This is a genomic window from Streptomyces sp. SolWspMP-5a-2, from assembly GCF_900091845.1.
In the GTDB taxonomy this organism is placed as follows: domain Bacteria; phylum Actinomycetota; class Actinomycetes; order Streptomycetales; family Streptomycetaceae; genus Streptomyces; species Streptomyces doudnae.
Genome location: NZ_FMCI01000217.1, coordinates 1 through 15,968 on the forward strand (window position 1 = coordinate 1; position 15,968 = coordinate 15,968).

Consider the following 15,968-nt stretch of genomic DNA (forward strand, 5'->3'; position numbering starts at 1 on the left):
GCAGCCGGACGTGCCGCCTGCGCCTGGGGCGCGGCGGGCCTGGGGGCTGCCTTGCGCGGGGCCGGCTTGCCGCCGCCCTGGAACGCGTCGGTCAGCTTGCGTACTACGGGCGCCTCGATCGTCGAAGACGCCGAACGGACGAATTCACCGAGTTCCTGGAGCTTGGCCATGACGGCCTTGCTCTCCACACCGAACTCCTTGGCGAGTTCGTATACCCGGACCTTAGCCACTTCGCTCCTTTTAGGTCCGGGTTGCGGCCGGACCGTCGCTACTTCATGGGCGTACTCATCGCGTACTCATCGAGTGCTCATCGCAATCTCGACCTACTTCCGACTCGCGAGGTACCAGGGCCGCACGGAGGTTCCGCACGACGCTTCTTACGGTGTTGCCTGCTGGGCAACGATTGCCTGCTCGACGTAGAGGCGCAACGCCTTTGTGTCGAGCGCTCCCGGGGCACGCAACGCCCTCGTGAACGCCCGGCGGCGTACCGCCAGGTCGAGACAGACCAGGGCGAGGTGCACGTAGGCACCCCGGCCGGGCAGCGTACCGCGATGATCGGGGAGACATTCACCCTCGACCGCCACGATGCGCAGCAGTTCTTGTTTGGCCGCTCGCTGCCTGCACCCCACACAGGTGCGTTCAGGGCATGCGCGGGCTCGCGTCCGGCCAGACACCTTCAAGTCTACCTCCCCGCGCCGACCTCACCCGTTCGGGGCAACAATCGAACACCTGCCGCGCAAGAACTGTCGTGATCTCAGCGGACGGCGGCTTGGATCTATTCCCCGGCCGCCTGCCCCGGCCGCCTACTCCTCGGACTGGCCCTGCTCCTCGGTGTCCGGCCGGATGTCGATCCGCCAGCCGGTGAGCCGGGCGGCGAGGCGGGCGTTCTGGCCCTCCTTGCCGATGGCCAGGGAGAGCTGGTAGTCGGGGACCGTCACCCGCGCGGAGCGGGCGGCGAGGTCCACGACCTCCACCTTGGAGACGCGGGCCGGGGAGAGCGCGTTGGCGACCATCTCCGCCGGGTCGTCCGACCAGTCGACGATGTCGATCTTCTCGCCGTTCAGCTCGCCCATCACGTTGCGCACCCGGCCGCCCATCGGGCCGATGCAGGCGCCCTTGGCGTTCAGCCCCGACCGGGTGGAGCGGACGGCGATCTTGGTGCGGTGACCGGCCTCGCGGGCGATCGCGGAGATCTCGACGGAGCCGTCGGCGATCTCGGGCACCTCGAGGGCGAACAGCTTCTTCACCAGATTGGGATGTGTGCGCGAGAGGGTCACGGACGGACCGCGCACGCCCTTCGCCACCCGGACGACGTACGAGCGCAGCCGCATGCCGTGCTGGTACGTCTCGCCGGGGACCTGCTCCTGCACCGGCAGGATGGCCTCCAGCTTGCCGATGTCGACCAGCACGTTCTTCGGGTCGCGGCCCTGCTGGACGACGCCCATCACGATGTCGCCCTCGCGGCCGGCGTACTCACCGAGCGTCGCGTCGTCCTGGGCGTCGCGCAGCCGCTGGAGGATGACCTGCTTGGCCGTGGTGGCCGCGATCCGGCCGAAGTCCGACGGGGTGTCGTCGAACTCGCGCGGCTGCTGGTCCTCCTCCAGGTCCTCCGGGTCCTCCTTCGCCCACACCGTGACGTGTCCGCTGTCCCGGTTGAGCTCCACGCGCGCGCGGCGGCGGCTGCCGTCGGTGCGGTGGTACGCGATGAGGAGGGCGGACTCGATCGCCTCGACCAACAGGTCGAAGGAGATCTCCTTCTCCCGCACCAAGCCCCGCAGGGCGCTCATGTCGATGTCCACGGCTACGCCTCCTCTTCCTTGTCGTCGCCGACGTTCTTGTCCTTGCGGTTGAACTCGACCTGCACGCGCGCCTTGTCGACGTCCGCGAGGGCGATCCGCCGGGCGGTGGGCCTGCGCCCCTTCACCCCGGGCACCTCGACGTCGAGCGCGTCCTCGTCGACGGTCAGGATCCTGGCCACCAGCTCGGTGCCGTCGGTCAGCCGGAACGTCACCAGGCGGTCCACCGCGCGGCGGTAGTGGCGGTGCTCCTCAAGGAGCCGCTCCGCGCCCGGGGTGCCGACCTCCAGGGTGTACTCGCCCTCGCCCATCGCGTCGGTCTCGTCGAGCTTCGCCGAGAGCGCGCGGCTCACATCGGCGATCCGGTCGAGGTCCGCGCCGTCGTCCGAGTCGACGACCACCCGCAGCACCCGCTTGCGTCCCACGGAGTCCACCGCGATCTCCTCGAGATCCAGTCCCTGGGAGCCGACGAGCGGTTCCAGCAGTGCTCGCAGCCTCTCGCTCTGGGTGGTGCTCATCCGGGTGACTCCTCGGCCGCGTGTGCTGTTGTGGGATGGTCGCGTGTCTGGTCAAAGGGTATCCGGTCGCGGGGTGTGTTGCCGTCCACCCCGGGGACGTGCGGTGCCGATGAGCGGCGATCGCCGGGGGCGCGGGTACGGTGATCACGGCGGGCCGCCCTTCCCCGCCCGTGTGTTCGTACGAGCCCCGAGGACGCCTGCCGTGCCGTACCCCTCACCGCCGCGCCCCCTCGCGGGTCCGCGCAGAAGATCCGTGCTCGTCTCGGCCGTCGGGGCCGCCCTGCTGGCGGCCTGTTCGCCGGGTTCCGGCGGCGACGGCGGGGCGGGCGACGGCAGTTCGGCCGCGGCCGAGCGGGCGCGGGAGCGCGCCGCCCGGGACAGCGCGGCCCTGCGCGAGCGGTACGACGCGGCGATCGCCGCGTTCCCCGCGCTCGCGGGCCGGCTCGCGCCGCTGCGGGCCGAGGTGGACCGGCACGCGCGGGCGTTCGGCTGGACGGCGCGGGAGAGCGGGCAGCCGGCGAAGGGCGCCGGTGGCGCCAAGTCGACGCCCACGCCCACGGGTTCGGCCGCGCCCTCCGCCCCGGCGACCGAGAAGGACGCCCTCGCCGGACTGGCCGCCGCCGAACGCGCCCTGGCCGACCGGCGCACCGAGGACCTTCTCGACCTTCCGGGCGAACCGGCCCGCCTGCTGGCGTCGGTGGCGGCGGCCGGGGCGGCGCACGTGTATCTGCTGACGGAGAACGGGAACGCGAAGTGAGCGGGGCGACGGACGGAGGGGGACCGGTGAGCGACGGTGACCGGCGGATGCTGACGGCGCTGCAGGCGGCGCTGGGCGCCGAGCACGCGGCGGTGTACGGGTACGGCGTGGTCGGCGGGCAGGTCAGGGCCGCGCGGCGGGCCGAGGCGCGGGCGGCGTACGAGGCGCACCGGGCCAGGCGGGACGTGCTGGCGCGGCAGGTGCGGGAGCTGGGCGGCACACCGGTGGCCGCGTCCGCCGGGTACGCGCTGCCGTTCGCGGTGACCGACCAGGCCGGGGCGGTGCGGCTGGCCGCCGAGCTGGAGGAGCGGGTCGCCGGGGTCTACTCGGACCTGGTGCGGGCGTCGTCGGGCGACCGGCGGCGCACCGCGGCCGAGGGGCTGCGGGAGGCCGCCGTCCGTGCGGTGCGCTGGCGCGGGGAGAGCGTAGCCTTCCCTGGGCTGGCCGAACGGGCGTCCGCCGGCGCGACCCCGTCGGCCCCTGCCACCCCGGCGACCCCTGCCACCCCCGCGACTCCCGCGACCCCCGCGGGATGACGCGCGCGCCGTCGTGAGCTGACGGCGCCGGTGGCACAGCGCCGGACGAAGCGGCCCCTCGGACGGGCGATCGACAGAAGGGAACGACTCGCGCATGGCTTTCGAACCGCCCAGGCGGCTGCTCCGGGCGCTCGGTGAGACGGCGCCCGGGGGTGACGACTGGCTGGCGAGGCTGCCCGGGACGGCCCGGGACGCGGTCGAGCGGCGCGGGTCCACGGTGGAGCGGGTGCAGGAGCCCGGCGGACGCAGCAGCCTGGTCGTGCTGGTGCGGCTGGCCGACGGCGCCCCCGCCGTGCTGAAGCTGGCGCCGCCCCGGGCCCGTCCGGAGAGCGAGCGGGCCGCGCTGGCGCACTGGGCGGGGCGCGGTGCCGTGCGGCTGCTGGAGCCCGCCGGGCCGGACGGCGAACTGCTGCTGGAGCGGCTGCATCCGGACGTCTCGGTGCGGTCGCTGCCGGAGGCGAGGGCGCTGCTGGAGGCGGCCGGGACGCTGCGCAGGCTGTGGGTGGAACCGCCCGCCGACCACTCCTTCGAGACGGTGGCGGAGCGCACCGGGCGGCAGGCCGCGGCGATGCGGGCGACGGCCGCGGCGCGTCCGGAGGTGGCGCAGTTGGTCGACGCGGCGCTGATGGCCCGGGACGAGCTGCTGGAGGCCGGGCAGGAACGGCGGCTGCTGCACGGGACGTTCCGGCAGAGCAAGGTGCTCGCGGGCGAGCGTTCGCCGTGGCTCGCGGTGGGTCCCGACCCGGTGGTCGGGGAGTGCGCCTTCGACCTCGCCCGGCTGGTGCGCGACCGGGTCGAGGACCTGATCGCGGTGCCGTCCGGGGCGTCGACCGCGCGGCGGCGGGTGAAGCGGCTGGCGGAGTCCCTTGACGTGGACCAGGACCGGCTGCGGGGCTGGGCGCTGTTCCGGGCGGTGGAGTCCGGGGTGCGGGCGCTGCGGGTGGGACGCCCGAAGGACGCGGAGCTGCTGCTGGAGTTCGCCGGGTGGCTGTGAGGCGGGTCGGCGGGGCGGGGCGGTAGCGGCCGTCCCCTTCCCGGGCGGCGCGGTGTCGCGCGCCGCGGTCGGGGGACGGCCGGTGGGAGTCCGTGGGGCTCCGGGTGCGGTCAGAGGGCGCGGAGGCGGGCGATCGCGTCGTCCACGGTCAGTTCCTCGCGCTCGCCGCTCCTGCGGTCCTTCAGTTCCAGGACGCCCTCGGCGGAGCGGCGGCCGGCCACCAGGATGTGCGGCACGCCGATCAGTTCCGCGTCGGTGAACTTGACGCCGGGAGAGACCCCGGCGCGGTCGTCGACGAGGACGCGGAGTCCGGCCTCGCGGAGCTTCTCCGCGACGTCCAGGGCGAGTTCGGTCTGCAGCGCCTTGCCCGCGGCGACCACGTGGACGTCGGCGGGGGCGACCTCGCGGGGCCAGACCAGCCCGTGCTCGTCGGCGGTCTGCTCGGCGAGGGCCGCGACGGCGCGGGAGACGCCGATGCCGTAGGAGCCCATGGTGACGCGGACCGGCTTGCCCTGCTGGCCGAGGACGTCGAGCTTGAGGGCGTCGGCGTACTTGCGGCCGAGCTGGAAGATGTGGCCGATCTCGATGGCGCGGTCCAGCTTGAGGCCGGTGCCGCAGCGGGGGCAGGGGTCGCCCTCCTGGACGACGACGACGTCGACGTAGGCGTCGACGTCGAAGTCGCGGCCCGCGACGACGTTCCTGGCGTGCGTGCCGGGCTTGTTGGCGCCGGTGATCCAGGCGGTGCCGGGGGCGATCCTGGGGTCGGCGAGGTAGGTGACCTTCTCCAGGCCCTGCGGTCCGACGTAGCCGCGGACCAGGTCGGGGCGGCCGGTGAAGTCCTCGGCGGTGACCAGTTCGACGGTGGCCGGGGCGAAGTGCGCCTCCACCTTGCCGAGGTCGACCTCACGGTCGCCGGGGACGCCGACGGCGACGATCTCGCCGTCCACCGTGACCAGGAGGTTCTTCAGGGTGGCGGAGGCGGGGACGCCGAGGTGGGCGGCGAGGGTCTCGATGGTCGGGGTGTCGGGGGTGGGGATCTCCTCCAGGGCGGGCACGGCGGACGCGTCGGCCGGCTTCAGCTCGTAGGTGATCGCCTCGGTGTTGGCGGCGAAGTCGCAGTTCGGGCAGTCGGCGAAGGTGTCCTCGCCCGCTTCGGCGGGGGCCAGGAACTCCTCGGACTTGGAGCCGCCCATGGCTCCCGCGGTGGCCGCGCAGATGCGGTAGTCGAGGCCGAGGCGCTCGAAGACCCGCTGGTAGGCCTGGCGGTGCAGGGCGTAGGAGTGGGCCAGGCCCTCGTCCTCGGTGTCGAAGGAGTAGGAGTCCTTCATCAGGAACTCGCGGCCGCGCAGGATCCCGGCCCGGGGGCGGGCCTCGTCACGGTACTTGTGCTGGATCTGGTAGAGGATGACGGGCAGGTCCTTGTAGGAGGACGCCTGGTCCTTGACCAGCTGGGTGAAGATCTCCTCGTGGGTGGGGCCGAGGAGGTAGTCGGCGCCCCTGCGGTCCTGGAGGCGGAAGAGTTCCGCGCCGTACTCCTCCCAGCGGCCGGTCGCCTCGTAGGGCTCGCGCGGCAGCAGGGCGGGGAGCAGCACCTCCTGGGCGCCGATGGCGTCCATCTCCTCGCGGACGATCCGCTCGACGTTGGCGAGGACCCGCTTGCCCAGCGGCAGCCAGCTCCAGATGCCGGCGGCGGTGCGGCGGACGTAACCGGCGCGCACGAGCAGCTTGTGGCTGAGGACCTCGGCGTCGGCCGGGTCGTCGCGCAGCGTCTTCGCCATCAAACGGGACATGCGCTGGACCGGTGCGTTCGCCATGGTTCTCGTACTCCTGCCGGGAAAGGGTGATGGCTAGGAGGTTAGCCGGGGCCGCTGTGCGGGTGGAAATCGGTTATCGGCGGCGCAGCGGGAGGGGGGCGCCCATCACCGCGTAGGGCCTGGGGGCGCTCGGGAAGAGGACCCGGCGGGCCAGGTCCTGGTAGCCGAGCGAGTGGTAGAGGCCGCGGGCGGGGCTGTCGGTGTCGATGGCCGAGAGGATCGAGCGGGGCTCGGCGGCGCTGTCGGTGATGCGGGTGATGAGGGCGCGCCCGACGCCCCGGTTCTGGTGGTGGGGGTGGACGTGCAGCTCGGTGATGACGAAGGAGTCGTCGAGCCAGCCGTCGTGGTCCTGGGCGCGGAGGTAGGGCTCGACGACGGTGGACCACCAGTGGGTGCGGTCGTTGGGCATGCCGTAGACGAATCCGACGAGGTGGCCGCCCTCGGTGACGCCGAGCGCGCGGGCGCCGGGGTAGGCCATGTGGCGCAGGACGATCTGGCGGCGCACGGCGACTTCGTCGGCGTCGAGGCCGAACGCGACGGCCTGGACGGCGAGGGCCTCGTCGACGTGGGCGGACAGGTCGAGGGGGCCGATGACGAGGTCCATGCGGGGAGGGTACAGGGGTGGCGGGCGCGGTGCCGGACGGGGCGTCAGCCGGGGTCCGTCGTGCGGATGACGCGCCGTGCCCCGGCGCCCGGTCCGGACGGCAGGTCCTAGAAGAGGACGCTCGTGAAGGCGCCGACCTCCTGGAAGCCGACGCGGTGGTAGGTGCGCCTGGCCGCGGTGTTGAAGTCGTTGACGTAGAGGCTGACCACGGGGGCGACGTCGGCGAGGGCGTAGCGCAGGACGGCCGCCATGCCGGGGGCCGCGTGGCCCTGGCCGCGGTACTCGGGGGCGACCCAGACGCCCTGGATCTGGCAGGCCTGGGTGGTGGCGGCGCCGATCTCGGCCTTGAAGACGACGTTGCCGCGTTCGTCGACGCGGGCGAAGGAGCGTCCGGAGCCGACCAGTTCGGCGACGCGGGCCTGGTAGAGGAGGCCGCCGTCGCCCGCCATCGGGGAGACGCCGACCTCCTCGGTGAACATCGCCACGCAGGCCGGCATGATCGTTTCCATCTCGTCCTTGCGGATGCGGCGGACGTACGGGTCGGGGGCGATGTCGGCGGGCATCCGGTCGGTGACCATGAGGGGCTGGTGGGCGCGTACCTCGCGGGCCGGGCCCCAGCTCGGTTCGAGCAGGCGCCAGAGCTGGGTGGTGGGTCCGGCGGGGCCGACGATGGAGGAGCAGCGGCGTCCGGCGCGGCGGGCGCGGTCGGCGAAGGCGCGCACGGCGCGCGGGGTGGCGCAGATCGGGACGAGGTTGGCGCCGGCGTAGCAGAGGGACGTCAGCATGCCGTCCTCGTAGAAGCCCCACATCTCGCCGCCGAGCCGCCAGGGGTCGAGCCCGGCGATCTGGACCCGGGAGGTCACGAAGGCATTGGTGACCGGCTCGCGGCCGAGGATGGCGAGCGCGGCGTCAAGGTCGCTCGGTTCGAGCACCCGGGAGGTGGTCTGGGTCAACACGTGCGGGGCCTCACCCTGGGGTTCTGCTGATCTCCGCACTGTACCCGCCGAAATTGTGCGGCGCCGCCCCTGTGGGAGGGCGGGCGGCGGGGGCTCCCGACCGTCGTGGACGACGCACCCCCCGTCACCGGATCGGGTGACGGGGGGTGCGCAGGACCGGGTGGTGTCAGCCCGCGACCGCCACCGACGGCTCGCCGGAGGTGATGCCGTCGGCCTCCATCTGGGCCGCCAGCTTCATGGCCTCCTCGATGAGGGTCTCGACGATCTTCGACTCGGGGACGGTCTTGATGACCTCGCCCTTGACGAAGATCTGGCCCTTGCCGTTGCCGGAGGCGACGCCGAGGTCGGCCTCGCGGGCCTCGCCGGGGCCGTTGACGACGCAGCCCATGACGGCGACCCGCAGCGGGACCTCCATGCCGGTGAGTCCGGCGGTGACCTCTTCGGCGAGCTTGTAGACGTCGACCTGGGCGCGGCCGCAGGACGGGCAGGAGACGATCTCCAGGCCGCGCTGCTTGAGGTTGAGGGACTCCAGGATCTGGATGCCGACCTTGACCTCCTCGGCGGGCGGCGCCGAGAGGGAGACGCGGATGGTGTCGCCGATGCCCTGGGAGAGGAGGGCGCCGAAGGCGACGGCGGACTTGATGGTGCCCTGGAAGGCGGGGCCCGCCTCGGTGACGCCGAGGTGCAGGGGGTAGTCCGACTGGGCGGCGAGCTGCTTGTACGCCTCGATCATGATGACCGGGTCGTTGTGCTTGACGGAGATCTTGATGTCGCGGAAGTCGTGCTCCTCGAAGAGGGACGCCTCCCACAGCGCGGACTCGACGAGCGCCTCGGGGGTGGCCTTGCCGTACTTCTGGAGCAGACGGCGGTCCAGCGAACCGGCGTTGACGCCGATGCGGATGGGCGTGCCGTGCTCCTTTGCGGCCTTGGCGATCTCCTTGACCTTGTCGTCGAACTGCTTGATGTTGCCGGGGTTGACGCGGACGGCGGCGCATCCGGCCTCGATCGCCGCGAAGACGTACTTCGGCTGGAAGTGGATGTCGGCGATGACCGGGATCTGCGACTTGCGGGCGATCGTCGACAGCGCGTCCGCGTCGTCCTGCGTCGGGCACGCCACCCGCACGATCTGGCAGCCGGACGCCGTCAGCTCGGCGATCTGCTGGAGCGTGGCGCCGATGTCGGAGGTGCGCGTCGTGGTCATCGACTGCACGGAGACGGGGGCGTCACCGCCGACGGCGACGGAGCCGACCTGGATCTGCCGGCTCTTCCGGCGCTCGGCGAGCCGGGTCGGGACGGACGGCATGCCGAGAGAAATCGCAGTCATCTGCTGTGCAACCCCAAGTCGTGGATCAGGCTCCGGTCCCGCAGTCATCGGGCTCCAGGCTTCGAGATTACGACACATGTCTTGGCCCGAGCACATCACAGGGGGAAACCCACCCGATGGAAGGCGGCCCGGCACCGAGGGTGCCGGGCCGCCGTGAACCGCGGGTGTCCAGGAGCCGTCCTAGGAGATCCGCACCGGGTTCACCACGTCCGCGATCAGGACCAGGATGGTGAAGCAGACGAAGATCCCGGCCACCACGTAGGCGACCGGCATGAGCTTCGCCACGTCGAACGGACCGGGGTCCGGGCGGCGCAGCACCTTGGCCGCGTTGCGGCGCAGCGCCTCCCACAGGGCGCCGGCGATGTGGCCGCCGTCGAGCGGGAGCAGCGGGAGCATGTTGAACAGGAACAGCGAGAGGTTGAAGCCCGCGACCAGCATGACGAACATCGCGAGCTGCTGGCTGGCCGGGATGTCGAGGGTGAAGATCTCACCGCCGACGCGGGCGGCGCCGACCACGCCCATCGGGGAGTCCGCGGCCCGCTTGCCGTCGCCGAAGGCGGCGTCCCAGAGGCCGGGGATCTTGCCGGGCAGGGCCACGATGGAGTCGACGGCGTCGCCGACGCGGTCGCCCATCCAGGTCACGGAGTCGCCGAAGTCCTGGCGGACGATGCCGGTGGCGGCGCTGAAGCCGAGGAATCCGGCCTTGACGTACTGGCCCTGGACGATGGCCCCGCCGGAGTCCTTCTTGGCGACCTGGTTGGTGGCGATGGTCGCGTGCAGGGTGAGGTCCTTGCCGTCGCGCTGGACGACGATCGGGACGTCCTTGCCGGGGTTGGCGCGGATCAGGTCGGAGAGCCTGTCCCAGTCCTGGGTCCGCACCCCGCCGAAGGAGAGGATCTTGTCGCCCGCCTTGAGCCCCGCGGCGGCGGCCGGGGAGGCGGGGTCGCCGGTCCGGCAGCTGTCGCGGTTCTCGCTCTGCGCGATGACGCACTGGGAGACGGAGCTGACCGTGGTGGTCTGCTGGGAGATCCCGAAGCCCATCAGGACGACGAAGAACAGCGCGACCGCGAGGACCAGGTTCATGAAGGGGCCCGCGAACATCACGATGACCCGCTTCCACGGGGCACGGGTGTAGAAGAGGCGGGTCTCGTCGCCGGGGCGCAGTTCCTCGAAGGCGGCCGAACGGGCGTCCTCGATCATGCCGCGCCAGGGCGAGGTGGAGCGGGCCTCCAGGCGGCCGTCGGGGCCCGGCGGGAACATGCCGATCATGCGGATGTAGCCGCCGAGCGGGACGGCCTTGATCCCGTACTCGGTGTCGCCCTTGGTGCGGGAGAAGATCGTCGGGCCGAAGCCGACCATGTACTGCGGGACCCGGATGCCGAACAGCTTGGCCGTGGAGAGGTGGCCGAGCTCGTGCCAGGCGATCGAGAACAGCAGGCCGAACGCGAAGACGACTATGCCGAGGATCATCATCAAGGACGTCATGCACGCGCCTCCGCGGTCGCCGTCTGCGCTGTCAGTTCCCGGGCACGGGCCCGTGCCCAGGTCTCCGCTTCGAGGACGTCCTGAACGGTGAGCGAGGTTCCCGTGTCCGGGGTGCCGTGCTCCTCGACCACCCGGGTCACGGTGTCCATGATCCCGTTGAACGGCAGCGCGCCGGCGCGGAAGGCCTCGACGCACTCCTCGTTGGCGGCATTGAACACCGCCGGGGCGGTCCCCGCGAGCCCGCCCACGTGCCTGGCGAGGTTCACCGAGGGGAACGCCTCGTCGTCCAGGGGGAAGAACTCCCAGGTCGACGCCTTGCTCCAGTCGAACGCGGGGGCCGCGTCCGGTACCCGTTCGGGCCAGCCGAGGCCGATGGCGATCGGCCCACCCATGTCGGGGGGCGTCGCCTGGGCCAGGGTCGATCCGTCCGTGAACTCCACCATCGAGTGAACATACGACTGGGGGTGCACGACCACCTCAATGCGGTCGAAGGGAATGTCGTAGAGGAGGTGCGCCTCGATCACCTCCAGGCCCTTGTTGACGAGGGTCGCGGAGTTGATCGTGATCACCGGGCCCATCGCCCAGGTGGGATGGGCGAGGGCCTCCTCGACGGTGACGCGGGCCAGGTCGGCCCTGCTCCGGCCGCGGAAGGGGCCGCCGGAGGCGGTGACGACGAGCTTGCGGACGTCGGCGCGGGTGCCGGCGGCCAGGGCCTGGAAGAGGGCCGCGTGCTCGGAGTCGACCGGGATGATCTGGCCGGGCTCGGCCAGCGCCTTGACCAGGGGTCCGCCCACGATGAGCGACTCCTTGTTGGCGAGCGCGAGGGTGCGGCCCGCGCCGAGCGCGGCGAGGGTGGGCGCGAGGCCGATGGAGCCGGTGATGCCGTTGAGCACGGTGTGGCAGGCGGTGGCCGCCAGTTCGGTGGAGGCGTCCGGGCCCGCGAGGATCTCGGGGAGCGGTTCGGTGCCGTAGCGCGCGGAGAGCGCCTCGCGCAGGGCCGGTACGACGCTGTCCCGGGCGACGGCGACGGTCCGCACCCGCAGCCGGTGGGCCTGCTCGGCGAGCAGGGACAGGCGCCCGCCGTCGGCGGAGATGCCGGTGACCGCGAAGCGGTCGGGGTTGCGCAGCACGAGGTCGATGGCCTGGGTGCCGATCGACCCGGTGGATCCGAGGATCACCAGATCCTTGGGGCCGCCGCCCGCCACGGGGTCGTAGACGCGGTGGGGGTCGGCGAGGGGTGCTGGACTGTCGCTCATCCCCCCATTGTTGCCGTATCCGGAGGGTGGCAGGACAGGGCGTCCCTCGGGCGGGTGGCTTGTCGCTCCTTGGGTCGATTGCAGGGAAAACCGCCTTTGTCAGATCCGGGTGAAGATCCTGTGATAGCACTTGGCCTACCGGTCGGCGGACGACCGACCGGCGAACGGACATCCGGGGGGATATCCATGCGCATGCGCGCCGCTCTGCCCGCTCTCGCGGGCGCCGCCGTCCTGACCGGCACCCTGCTCAGCTCGCCCGCCGAGGCCGCCGGCGGGGTCGTCATCCACCACGTCTGGTTCGACAGCCCCGGCCCCGACGATCGCTCGAACCGGAGCCTGAACGCCGAGTGGGTGCAGATCAGGAACACCGGCCGGTCCGCCGTCGCCCTCAAGGGCTGGGTCCTCAAGGACGCCTCGAACCACCGGTACACCTTCAAGGACGTCAGGATCGGGGCCGGGAAGTACATGAAGATCCGGACCGGCAAGGGCACGGACACCGCGTCGGACAAGTTCCAGAACCGGCGGGCGTACGTCTGGAACAACACCAGCGACACCGCGACGCTGACCAGGGCCGGCGGCAGCAAGGTCGACTCCTGCTCGTGGACGACGCGGGACCCGAGCGACAAGTACTGCTAGGGCGCCCCGCGGGGCGGGCCCGTCGCCGGGGAGGACGGCGGGCCCGGTCGGTCAGCCGATCTTCCGGTGCGCGTTCTCCTCCCGCGAGGGCCCCGGATCGGTCGCCGCGATCCAGGGGCCCTCCCCCGAGGGGTCGACGACGCCGTCCTCCAGCCAGGTGTAGGTGCCCGCGAGGACCCCCTCGACGACCTTGCGGTCCAGGTCGTCGGTGTTGGTCCACAGCCGTCCGAAGAGTTCCTCGACGCGGATGCGGGACTGTCGGCAGAAGGCGTCGGCGAGCTGGTACGCCTCGCGGCCGTGTTCGCCCCTGGCGCGCAGGAGTTCGGCCCGTACGCAGGCCGCGCTCATCGCGAACAGTTCGGCGCCGATGTCGACGATCCGGCCGAGGAAGCCCTGCTTGGTCTCCATCCGGCCCTGCCAGCGGGACATGCCGTAGAAGGTGGCGCGGGCCAGCCTCCGGGCGGTCCGCTCCACGTAGCGCAGATGCCGGGAGAGGTCGGTCCCGTGGCGGAACTCCCCGTAGGCGCCCGGGAGCTGGCCCTGTCCGGCGACCAGCCTGGGCAGCCATCTGGCGTAGAAGACCCCGGCGTTCGCGCCCGCCCGCGCCTTGTCCTGGAGGGACGCCTCGGGGTCGATGAGGTTCCCGGCCACGGCGAGGTGGGCGTCGACGGCCTCCCGCGCGATCAGCAGGTGCATGATCTCGGTGGAGCCCTCGAAGATGCGGTTGATGCGCAGGTCCCGCAGCAACTGCTCGGCGGGGACGGCCCGTTCGCCGCGGGCGGCGAGGGAGGCGGCGGTCTCGAAGCCCCGGCCGCCGCGGAGCTGGACCAGTTCGTCGGCGATCCGCCAGCCCATCTCGGAGGCGTACAGCTTGGCAAGCGCGCCCTCGATGCGGATGTCGTTGCGGTCCTCGTCGGCCATCTGGCTGGACAGGTCGAGGACGGCCTCCAGGGCGAAGGTGGTGGCCGCGATGAAGGAGATCTTCGCGCCGACCGCCTCGTGGTGGGCGAGCGGCTTGCCCCACTGCTCGCGGGCGGCCGACCACTCGCGGGCGATCTTCAGGCACCACTTGCCCGCCGCCACGCAGGACGCGGGGAGCGAGAGCCTGCCGGTGTTGAGGGTGGTCAGGGCGATCTTGAGTCCGGCGCCCTCGGGGCCGATGCGGTGGGCGGCCGGGACCCGGACCCGGTGGAAGCGGGTGACGCCGTTCTCGATGCCGCGCAGGCCCATGAAGGCGTTGCGGTTCTCGACGGTGACCCCGGGCGAGTCGGCCTCCACCACGAAGGCGGTGATGCCGCCCTTGTGGCCCTCGCTCCTCGGTACCCTGGCCATCACCACCAGCAGGTCGGCGACGACGCCGTTGGTGGTCCACAGCTTCACGCCGTCGAGGAGGTAGTCGTCGCCGTCGGGGACCGCGCTCGCGGCCAGGCGGGCCGGGTCGGAGCCGACGTCGGGCTCGGTGAGCAGGAAGGCGCTGATGTCGGTGCGGGCGCAGCGGGGCAGGAAGGCCCGCTTCTGCTCGTCGGTGCCGAACAGCTTCACCGGCTGCGGGACGCCGATCGACTGGTGGGCGGAGAGCAGCACGCCGACCGCAGGGGAGGCCGAGCCGACCAAGGCGAGCGCCTTGTTGTAGTACACCTGGGTGAGGCCGAGGCCGCCGTACTCGGGGGCGATCTTCATGCCGAGGGCGCCGAGTTCCTTGAGTCCCTCGACGACCTCGTCGGGGATGCGCGCCTCGCGTTCGACAAGGGCGCCGTCGATCCGGGTCTCGCAGAAGTCGCGGAGCCGGACGAGGAACTCCTCGCCGCGCCGGACGTCCTCGGCGGCGGGGGTGGGGTGCGGGTGGACCAGGTCGAGCCGGAAGCGGCCGAGGAACAGCTCCTTGGCGAAGCTGGGCTTGCGCCACTCCTGGTCGCGGGCCGCCTCGGCCACCGCGCGGGCCTCGCGCTCGGAGACGGTGGGTCTGCTGCTGGGTGGTGCGGACATGGGGTCCACCTCGTCGCGGATCGGGATCGTGGTCCTGTCTGGCTACCGACGGGTGCTACCTGAACGTATGTACCGGATCCGGGGCGGGGCCACCACCCCGCGCGCGGCCGTTCGGCGCAGGGGCGCGGCGGGCGGTCCGGCGCGGGTGCGGGAATCGGAGTCGAAGCGCTTCGACAGCCTATGGACACCCCCTCGGAGGGGAGCTACTGTCGAACCACCCTCACCTGCCCCTGTACACCCCGCGCACTGTCGAAGCGCTTCACACGCTGGGAGAGCTGGATGGTCACCCTCGCCGAGGTCGCCCAGCACGCCGGAGTCTCGGCGAGCACGGTGAGCTATGTCCTCAGCGGCAAGCGGTCCATCTCCTCCACCACCCGCACCCGGGTCGAGGAGTCGATCCGGGAGCTGGGCTACCACCCGAACGCGGGGGCGCGGGCGCTGGCCAGCAGCAGGTCGAACATCATCGCGCTGATGGTGCCGCTGCGCACCGACATGTACGTGCCGGTGATGATGGAGATCGCCATCGCGGTCGCCACCGCGGCCCGCGCCCACGGCTACGACGTCCTGCTGCTGACCGGCGAGGAGGGCCCGGACGCGGTCCGCCGGGTCGCCGGCAGCGGGCTGGCCGACGCGATGATCCTGATGGACGTCGAACTGGACGACGAGCGGCTGCCGTTGCTGCGCGGCACCGACCAGCCGTCGGTGCTGATCGGGCTGCCCGCCGACACCGCCGGGCTCACCTGTGTCGACCTCGACTTCCGGGCGACCGGCGCGCTGTGCGTGGAGCACCTGGCGCTGCTCGGCCACCGCGACATCGCTGTCATCGGCGAGGCCGCCGCCGTCTACGAGCGGCACACCGGTTTCGCCGAACGGACCCTGGACGGACTCCGGTCCCGGGCCTCGGAGCTGGGCGTGCGGCTGCTGCACCGGCCGTGCGAGGGCGGCTACGACGCGATGGCCGCGACGCTCGCCCGGGTGCTGGACGAGCGGCCGGGCACCACCGGGTTCGTGGTGCAGAACGAGTCGGCGGTGGAGCCGCTGCTCGCGCTGCTGCGCCAGCAGGGCCGGGCGGTGCCGGAGGACGTGTCGGTGGTCGCCGTCTGCCCCGAGCAGGTCGCCGTGCAGGCGTCCGTGCGGCTGACCTCCGTCGCCATCCCGGCCCAGGAGATGGGCCGCAGCGCCGTCGAGCAGCTCGTGGCCAAGCTCGACGGCCGGGGCAGCGACGACGTCGTGCTGATCGCACCCGAGTTGACGGTCAGGGCCAGCACGGGTCCGGCGCCCGCCGCCACCCCCGCCTGACCCGTCC

The 15,968-nt window shown here is 72.4% G+C and carries 16 protein-coding genes; 5 read left to right on the top strand and 11 right to left on the bottom strand.

The genetic code is table 11. The features are described from left to right. From GA0115242_RS21870 to rimP, 4 genes are all read right to left on the bottom strand, one after another. Positions 1-230, bottom strand: a 230-nt coding sequence (locus tag GA0115242_RS21870; protein WP_141721708.1) for a translation initiation factor IF-2 N-terminal domain-containing protein, incomplete at its 3' end; no start/stop codon positions are given. A gap of 147 nt (positions 231-377) precedes the next feature. Then, positions 378-674 carry a YlxR family protein gene (locus GA0115242_RS21875; RefSeq protein WP_093831052.1) on the bottom strand — a complete coding sequence of 99 codons (297 nt, stop codon included), beginning with the start codon at positions 672-674 and terminating at the stop codon, positions 378-380. 129 nt (positions 675-803) lie between these two features. Beyond that, positions 804-1,799 (bottom strand): transcription termination factor NusA, encoded by a 996-nt coding sequence (gene nusA / locus GA0115242_RS21880; protein ID WP_093831054.1) that lies wholly within the window; start codon positions 1,797-1,799, stop codon positions 804-806. A gap of 2 nt (positions 1,800-1,801) precedes the next feature. Continuing rightward, a complete protein-coding gene (rimP, locus tag GA0115242_RS21885) occupies positions 1,802-2,314 on the bottom strand; it encodes a ribosome maturation factor RimP (RefSeq protein WP_093831056.1) in 513 nt (170 codons plus the stop codon). A 202-nt stretch (positions 2,315-2,516) separates the two neighbouring features. Between rimP and GA0115242_RS21895 the strand changes: the two genes are divergently transcribed. The 3 genes from GA0115242_RS21895 to GA0115242_RS21905 all read left to right on the top strand — a co-directional run bounded on the left by GA0115242_RS21895 (position 2,517) and on the right by GA0115242_RS21905 (position 4,601). Further along, entirely contained in the window at positions 2,517-3,071 is a 555-nt protein-coding gene (locus tag GA0115242_RS21895; protein WP_093831058.1) for a hypothetical protein, read from the top strand. Between the two features lie 26 nt (positions 3,072-3,097). Then, positions 3,098-3,607 carry a ferritin-like domain-containing protein gene (locus tag GA0115242_RS21900; RefSeq protein ID WP_093831060.1) on the top strand — a complete coding sequence of 170 codons (510 nt, stop codon included), beginning with the start codon at positions 3,098-3,100 and terminating at the stop codon, positions 3,605-3,607. A 94-nt stretch (positions 3,608-3,701) separates the two neighbouring features. Next, complete coding sequence (locus GA0115242_RS21905; RefSeq protein ID WP_093831062.1) at positions 3,702-4,601, top strand: aminoglycoside phosphotransferase family protein; 900 nt, start codon at positions 3,702-3,704, stop codon at positions 4,599-4,601. Positions 4,602-4,711: 110 nt separating this feature from the next. Here the strand turns inward: GA0115242_RS21905 and GA0115242_RS21910 are convergent, their stop codons facing one another. The 6 genes from GA0115242_RS21910 to dxr all read right to left on the bottom strand — a co-directional run bounded on the left by GA0115242_RS21910 (position 4,712) and on the right by dxr (position 12,040). Further along, on the bottom strand, positions 4,712-6,415 hold the full coding sequence (locus tag GA0115242_RS21910; protein WP_093831064.1) for a proline--tRNA ligase: 1,704 nt from the start codon (positions 6,413-6,415) through the stop codon (positions 4,712-4,714). Between the two features lie 73 nt (positions 6,416-6,488). Then, the gene (locus GA0115242_RS21915; RefSeq protein ID WP_093831066.1) at positions 6,489-7,019 is read right to left on the bottom strand and encodes a GNAT family N-acetyltransferase; all 531 of its coding nucleotides are present in this window, start codon (positions 7,017-7,019) and stop codon (positions 6,489-6,491) included. 107 nt (positions 7,020-7,126) lie between these two features. Then, complete coding sequence (locus GA0115242_RS21920; protein ID WP_093831068.1) at positions 7,127-7,975, bottom strand: GNAT family N-acetyltransferase; 849 nt, start codon at positions 7,973-7,975, stop codon at positions 7,127-7,129. 166 nt (positions 7,976-8,141) lie between these two features. Continuing rightward, a complete protein-coding gene (gene ispG, locus GA0115242_RS21925; RefSeq protein ID WP_093831070.1) occupies positions 8,142-9,299 on the bottom strand; it encodes a flavodoxin-dependent (E)-4-hydroxy-3-methylbut-2-enyl-diphosphate synthase in 1,158 nt (385 codons plus the stop codon). A gap of 180 nt (positions 9,300-9,479) precedes the next feature. Continuing rightward, positions 9,480-10,772: a M50 family metallopeptidase gene (locus tag GA0115242_RS21930; protein WP_176729880.1), complete on the bottom strand. Its 1,293-nt coding sequence runs from the start codon at positions 10,770-10,772 to the stop codon at positions 9,480-9,482. An 8-nt stretch (positions 10,773-10,780) separates the two neighbouring features. Continuing rightward, the gene (gene dxr, locus GA0115242_RS21935) at positions 10,781-12,040 is read right to left on the bottom strand and encodes a 1-deoxy-D-xylulose-5-phosphate reductoisomerase (RefSeq protein WP_093831074.1); all 1,260 of its coding nucleotides are present in this window, start codon (positions 12,038-12,040) and stop codon (positions 10,781-10,783) included. A 186-nt stretch (positions 12,041-12,226) separates the two neighbouring features. Between dxr and GA0115242_RS21940 the strand changes: the two genes are divergently transcribed. Continuing rightward, the gene (locus tag GA0115242_RS21940; protein WP_093831076.1) at positions 12,227-12,676 is read left to right on the top strand and encodes a lamin tail domain-containing protein; all 450 of its coding nucleotides are present in this window, start codon (positions 12,227-12,229) and stop codon (positions 12,674-12,676) included. A gap of 51 nt (positions 12,677-12,727) precedes the next feature. On the opposite strand, the gene GA0115242_RS21945 is transcribed toward GA0115242_RS21940, so the two are convergent. Further along, positions 12,728-14,662, bottom strand: a complete 1,935-nt coding sequence (locus GA0115242_RS21945; protein ID WP_093831078.1) for an acyl-CoA dehydrogenase family protein — start codon at positions 14,660-14,662, stop codon at positions 12,728-12,730. 279 nt (positions 14,663-14,941) lie between these two features. On the opposite strand from GA0115242_RS21945, the gene GA0115242_RS21950 reads away from it, so the two are divergent. Continuing rightward, the gene (locus GA0115242_RS21950) at positions 14,942-15,961 is read left to right on the top strand and encodes a LacI family DNA-binding transcriptional regulator (RefSeq protein WP_093831080.1); all 1,020 of its coding nucleotides are present in this window, start codon (positions 14,942-14,944) and stop codon (positions 15,959-15,961) included. Positions 15,962-15,968 lie beyond the last annotated feature (7 nt).